Raw genomic sequence first — 7,202 nt, forward strand, 5'->3', positions numbered from 1 at the left:
AAAAAAAAAGGTTCATGTCAGGATGCTTTAAGTAGTCATTTACATGTAAATCAAAGGTAACCTTAATTAATCATCTTTATCCACTTATCTTCACTTTCTGATGATGCTACAACGGTTTCTATAAACTGCATACCTCTCACCCCGTCTTTTACGGTGGGAAAATCAAGATATTCAGGTTTTGGCTCATTCCCTTTCAGAATACAGTCTAAAGCCAGCGCAAAGTTCCGGTAAATATTAGCGAATGCTTCTATATAGCCTTCGGGATGACCTCCGGGAACACGTGTATTATGTTGTGAGAGGGATGACATATAGCCCGATCCCGTACGGATTATTTCATTCGGCTTATCGGCCCATTTAAGGATTATGGTATTCGGCTCTTCCTGTCGCCACGATAAGCCGCCTTTTTCTCCGTAAATACGGATTGTAAGGTCGTTCTCTTCCCCTATAGCTATTTGGGAGGCGGCCAGCATACCTTTAGCTCCGCCTTTGTAGCGGATCATAACAACCCCGTCGTCATCTAATATACGATTAGGAACGAATGAGTTTAGCTCGGCACATAATTCATCTACTTCCAGGCCTGAAATATATTCGGCCAGATTGTAAGCATGTACTCCTATATCTCCCATACAACCACCCTTACCGGCCCGCCGGGGGTCTACTCTCCATGCAGCCTGTTTATTTTCTCCGGCAATATCTTCAGACAACCATCCTTGTGGATATTCCACATATATACGGCGGATTTTACCCAAATCGCCTCTCCGGACACGGTGACGTGCTTCTTTTATCATCGGATATCCGGTATATGTATGCGTTAATGCAAATAGCAAACCAGTTTTTTCAACCTGTTCTTTCAAACGGTATGCCTGATCTAAGGTGAAAGTCATCGGCTTATCCAGAACGACATGGAAGCCATTTTCGAGAGCGAGCATCGCGGGTTCGAAATGTAAGTCGTTAGGCGTTACGATAGCGACAAAATCCATCCGCTCTCCTTCGGGAAGTAAAGCCTCTTTCTCTATCATCTCAGTAAATGTCCGGTATGCCCGATTCTCAGGAATAAATAAAGCACGGGCGGTAGCTTTCGTATTCTCGAAAGACGAGCTAAAGCATCCGCATACCAATTCGATTTGCCCATCGAGAAACGCGGCGATACGATGTACAGGACCGATAAAGGAGCCTTCTCCTCCTCCAATCATTCCCATTCTTATTTTTCGTTCCATGATGCAGATATTTATATTGCGGTAATTAATATTGAGACATTTGAAAACGGTTTTCAGCGCGTCACTTCGTCTATCAGATAAAAAATAGATTTAAAATTGATGTCGCTGTATTCACTCATTCCTATTTCGCAGGTGCGGCTGGTAGAATACCCGTCTTTGCAGACGGCAGGAACCTGTTCGGATAGATGCCTTAACCCGTGCTTGTTCAGTTCGGGATAAGTAAAGCCTCTGTCTCCGGCAAATCCGCAGCAGTTACTTTCTACAAAGGCGACCTCTTTCGAACACATTTTAGCAAGTTGCAGCAACTTTTGTTCCATCCCGATTTTCTTAACAGAGCAGACCGGAAATACAGTTACTACTTCCCGTGGGTTATTGACTTGTAGCTTAGGCATTACAAAGTCGATCATAAACTCTATCGGATCGTATATCTTCAGATCTTTATTCGTATAGGCCTCATGAAAAGTATAGAAACACGGGCTCATATCGAACAGCACCGGATATTTACCTCCTTCGGATGCTTTATATAATGCGTCTTCCAGTTCCTTAGATTTGCGTGAGCCTTCCTCTTTCAGTCCTTTACTGCTAAAGGCCATGCCGCAGCACAGATGGTTGATGCCTTCGGGATAGATAATGGTAAAGCCTGCGCGCTGGAGTAGCTCTTTGGTCTTTTGAGTAAGTTCCATATCTCCTTTTTCATAACCGTTCGATTTGCCCATCGAGCGATTGATACAGGATGGAAAATAAACGACTTTATCGGCTTGTCCCTCGTTGACTACAGAGTCTTTTATCTTGTGTGCGCCCCTTGGCATATCCTTGTTCCATTTGGGAATGGTCTTGAAGGATGCGGTTCTCATTGCTGATGCGATGCCTCCCATCAGCGTATCTCCCAATATGGTATGGAAAGCATGTACGAAATTGAGTCCGCCCCGCATCAGAGAGGTGGTTCCTGCCATACGATTACCTATATATGAAGCGATACTTTTGGCTGTGCCTGATGCCTCATTATGTCGCAGGTCTTTTATGAACTTACCCGTATCTATCTTTACAGGGCATACCAGTCCGCAAAGGCCGTCAGTTGCACAGGTTTCGTCCGAATAATATTTCGCGTCGTGCAACATCTGTTTCAGCCGTGCCGGATTTTCTCCCTGTACTTTCAGCCTTGAAATCTCCCGGGCTATGACAATGCGCTGACGGGGCGATAAGGTCAGGCCTTCGGAGACACAGTTAGGTTCGCAGAAACCGCATTCCATACATTTGTCTACAATTTCATTTACGGCAGGTAACGGTTTCAGGTTCTCGAGATGTATCTTCGGATTCTCATTGATTACCACACCCGGGTTGATGTGGTGGTAAGGGTCGAATATCTTCTTTATGCGGAGCATTATCTTGTAGGCAGCTTCGCCCCATTCTTTTTCCACAAAAGGGGCCATATTACGGCCTGTTCCATGCTCGGCTTTGAGTGAGCCGTCAAACTTGTTGACAACAATATCCGCTAGTTCGTCCATCATATCGGCATAGCGTTGCACTTCGCTCGGCGTACTGAAATCCTGTGAGAAATTCAGGTGCAGATTGCCTTCCAGCGCATGTCCGAAAAGGACCGCGTCATGGTATTCATATTTTTTGAACAGAGCTTTCAGGGCAATACATGCTTCCGCGAGACGGGGTACAGGAAAAGCGACGTCCTCTATGATGCAGGTTGTCCCTGTTTTGCGCAGGCCGCCGACAGAAGAAAGCAGACCTTTACGGGCTTTCCAGTTGAAATTATATTCTTTCGGGTCGGAAGTAAATCTGTATGGTTGTATAGTAGGAATCGCTTCCACAGCCTTACGTACAGCGGTTTCCCTTGCATCCATATCTGCTTTTTCGTTTGCCTGTATTTCTACCAGCAACACACAAGCCGTTTCGGGCATTGTACGGAAATAGTCCGGAGCATCAGGATCGTCTTCTACCGAGCGGATAGAATCTCTATCCAGTAACTCAACTGCTGAAACAGGGCTTTCACGCAAAAGCGGAACAGCTTCACACGCCAGTTCGATGGTTTCGAATATCATCAGGGCACAAGCCTTGTATTTCTCGTCGGTAACGGTATGATAGGTGATATCGGATATAAAAGCGAGTGTACCTTCCGAGCCTATCATCAGGTGTTTGATGATATCGAAAGGGTCTTGATAGTCCACCAGTGCATTAATGCTATAGCCGGTTGTATTCTTAATCTTGAATTTACGCCTGATGCGTTCGTCTAAAACAGTATCAGACTTAATATCGTCCCTTAACTGTTCTATTTCCTTTATTATGCCGGGGTGCTTTGCTTTGAATGCCTTTTTGCTCTCCTCGTCGGATGTATCGAGAATGGTGCCATCGTAGAGTACAATACGGATGTCGGCAATTGTTTTATATGAGTTCTGAGCCGTACCGCAACACATTCCACTGGCATTGTTGGCGGCTATTCCGCCAATCATGGCTGCATTTATTGAGGCAGGGTCGGGACCGATTTTCCGGCCGAAAGGTTGCAGGTAGATATTGGCTCTTGCACCAGTGATTCCGGGTTGCAGTCTGATCTTCATACCGTCATCGTCCAGAATGGTATATTTGCGCCATTCGTGAGTTGCTACCATGAGTACGGAATCGGAAATTGCCTGCCCTGAAAGACTTGTGCCTGCTGCCCGGTATGTTACGGGAAGATTCAAACGTCCGGTTTGGCGGATTACCTCTACGGCTTCCTCTTCGGTATGTACTTGTACTACTATTTTCGGAATCAGACGGTAAAAGCTCGCATCTGTTCCGTAAGCTAATAATTGCAACGGATTTGTGATAATGCGTTTGACAGGGATTGTCTTCGATAATTCATCTTTTAGTTGCTGATAATTAGCAGGTAGCATGGCAATAGTTTTTTAGTTGATTGAAAATAAACAGTTTGAAATAAAACAGATGCAAGTTATAAAACATATTTGAGAAATCAGTGCTAATAGGAGGTGGATAATAAGGTCTCTATCAAAAATCCTTAAAAAGAAGTTGCAGGTATGATGTGACATCTGTTTTATAAGTATAGTAAATGATGGATGGCTGTTTAAAAAAATACAAATCCGATAAATTCCATCTTATTAGTTCTTTAAATACAAGAAAAAAGACTAATTTTGTGGGTCAAATTTAAACAGACTCTAACAAACGAAAAAACGAAATACATTATTCATTTTTAAACAAATAAAAACAATGAGAATCGAGAAAATTTTCGCACGTGAAATCTTGGATTCAAGAGGAAATCCTACAATTGAAGTTGATGTAACCCTTGAATGCGGTATCCTTGGCCGCGCTGCTGTACCATCAGGCGCTTCAACAGGAGAAAATGAAGCTTTGGAACTTCGCGATGGTGATAAAAAACGTTATGGAGGTAAAGGTGTAACTAAAGCCGTAGATAATGTAAACAAAATAATAGCTCCTGCCTTACTAGGCGAATCTTCTCTTGACCAAAGGGGAATCGACAGCAAAATGCTTAAGCTGGACGGAACTAAAACCAAATCCAAGTTAGGCGCTAACGCTATTCTTGGTGTTTCTCTTGCTGTAGCCAAAGCTGCTGCGAACTATCTTGAACTTCCTTTGTATCGCTATATCGGTGGTACTAACACTTATACGCTGCCTGTACCGATGATGAACATCATCAATGGTGGTTCTCACTCTGATGCTCCTATCGCATTTCAGGAATTTATGATCCGCCCTGTAGGCGCAAAATCATTCAAAGAAGGTTTGAGAATGGGTGCTGAAGTTTTCCACTCATTGAAAAAAGTGCTTCACGACCGTGGCCTTAGCACAGCAGTAGGTGATGAAGGTGGTTTCGCTCCTGCTCTTAACGGAACTGAAGACGCTTTGGATTCTATCCTTAAAGCAATCAAAGATGCAGGTTATAAAGCCGGAAAAGATATCACTATTGCTCTTGACTGTGCTGCATCTGAATTCTTCAACAGAGAAACTAAGGTGTATGACTACAGTAAATTTGAAGGAAAAGGTGGTGCAAAACGCAAAATTGCCGACCAGGTTAAATTCCTTAAAGAACTGACCGAAAAATACCCTATCGACTCTATCGAAGACGGTATGGACGAAAGCGACTGGGACGGCTGGAAAAAGCTTACAGATGCTATCGGTGACAAAGTTCAGCTTGTAGGAGACGACTTGTTCGTAACTAATGTTGACTTCCTTCAAAAAGGTATCGAAAGCGGATGCGCTAACTCTATCCTTATCAAAGTAAACCAAATCGGTACACTTTCCGAAACATTGGATGCTATCGAAATGGCTCACCGTGCAGGATATACAAGCGTAACTTCTCACCGTTCGGGTGAAACCGAAGATGCTACTATCGCAGACATCGCTGTTGCAACTAACTCAGGACAGATCAAAACAGGTTCTCTTAGCCGCACAGACCGTATGGCTAAATATAACCAACTTCTTCGTATCGAAGAAGAACTTGGTGACAAAGCTGTTTATGGCTGGAAACGCGTTCAACGCAAAAAATAAGAAGTCAATTCTTAATATTATAGAAAACCGGTGTCTGAAAAGACATCGGTTTTTGATTTTTATATGAATCTGCATATATTTGTGCAAGCCTTGGTGAAGAAGGCTATTATTACTTTACACGGCAACTTAAGGTCGCAGGCCTATGAATCAGATTTTCATTATACTACTTTTCTTATTTTCTATTTCAAGCATTAGCGTTTCTGCTCAGAGCGATAAGGATACGCCGCGAGACGGAGAAGGTATCCATTTATTCCTCAAACGGAATAAACGTACGGGCAGCGCACAATATGAGCAGTTTCTGGAACTAAATAAAGGTAAATTCGGGCGGAACAACTCGCTTCTGAAAGGTGTTGCATATACGCTCCCCCCATTATCAGGCACACAAAATCCGGAAACTCAGGATAAGCCCGCCGCAGTTAAACAAAACAGCAAGACAAAGATAAATAAGCTATTCGGAAGCAAGTATCAGGAATATACAATCAAATCGAATAAGCTGAAAGGTACCTGCTTTTATCTTTCGAGCGGACATGGCGGCCCTGATCCCGGGGCTATCGGTAAGGTAGATGGTTATGAGCTTCACGAAGATGAATATGCCTATGATATAACCCTGCGGCTTGCCCGCGCTCTGCTCGAAGAAGGAGCTACCGTGCATATGATTATACAAGATGCGGTGGATGGCATCCGGGACGAGAGGTATCTTTCTAACAGTGACCGCGAGACCTGTATGGGTGAAGCAATCCCTCTCAATCAGGTGAAAAGATTACAGCAACGGAGTGATAAGATAAACAGTCTGGCAAAAAGGACGAAAGAGAAATATAAAAGGGCCGTTTTTATCCATGTAGACAGCCGTAGTCAGAAACAGCAACTGGATGTCTTTTTTTACTGGGCGCCTAAAAGCAGCGGCGGTAAAAAGCTGGCGAATACAATGAGAACCACTTTCGAAAGCCATTACGATAAGCATCAGCCAGGCAGGGGTTTTACGGGGACGGTTGGTGAGCGTAGTCTCTTTGTATTGGACAAGACGACTCCGGTGGGTATTTATGCTGAACTGGGTAATATTCAAAACAGTTTCGACCAGCGAAGATTTTTAGATCCTAATAACCGTCAGGCTTTGGCAAACTGGATGTGTCGCGGGTTTATTACGGATTATGAGAACTGGAAGAGAGGAAAATAACAATCTTCTGTTAAAAAAAACAACGAAAAATTTCTTAATTTTAAAAAATAACATTTATTTTTATCCCCGTAACCGGTCTTATCATGGCGTTGAGAATCCGGTTAGATTTTATCGAATTTAATTAAGAGACATGTAATATTATCCTTACTTAAGAATCTGCAAAATTTTTACCCATAAGGATAATAAACAGATGTTCCACGTCTTTTGTTATACAGGAGGCGTGGGACTGTCCGTTTATCTTTTGGGTGGGCTTTGCAGAGCCTTTAAGTAGGATAAATTACGACAGTTCCCATGCCTCTTCTTTT

At 43.3% G+C, this 7,202-nt stretch carries 4 protein-coding genes; 2 read left to right on the forward strand and 2 right to left on the reverse strand.

Going from position 1 to position 7,202, the window contains the following annotated elements:
* Positions 1–62: 62 nt before the first annotated feature.
* Positions 63–1,217 (reverse strand): Gfo/Idh/MocA family protein, encoded by a 1,155-nt coding sequence (locus B3317_RS00340; RefSeq protein ID WP_291107205.1) that lies wholly within the window; start codon positions 1,215–1,217, stop codon positions 63–65.
* Positions 1,218–1,270: 53 nt separating this feature from the next.
* Entirely contained in the window at positions 1,271–4,096 is a 2,826-nt protein-coding gene (locus B3317_RS00345) for an FAD-binding and (Fe-S)-binding domain-containing protein (RefSeq protein WP_291107208.1), read from the reverse strand.
* 331 nt (positions 4,097–4,427) lie between these two features.
* Here B3317_RS00345 and eno point away from each other — a divergent pair, with 331 nt between their 5' ends.
* A complete protein-coding gene (gene eno, locus B3317_RS00350) occupies positions 4,428–5,723 on the forward strand; it encodes a phosphopyruvate hydratase (RefSeq protein ID WP_006800140.1) in 1,296 nt (431 codons plus the stop codon).
* Positions 5,724–5,865: 142 nt separating this feature from the next.
* Positions 5,866–6,897 (forward strand): N-acetylmuramoyl-L-alanine amidase family protein, encoded by a 1,032-nt coding sequence (locus B3317_RS00355; protein ID WP_291107215.1) that lies wholly within the window; start codon positions 5,866–5,868, stop codon positions 6,895–6,897.
* Positions 6,898–7,202: the final 305 nt, after the last annotated feature.

The organism is Dysgonomonas sp. UBA7710, from assembly GCF_002482385.1.
GTDB lineage: Bacteria > Bacteroidota > Bacteroidia > Bacteroidales > Dysgonomonadaceae > Dysgonomonas.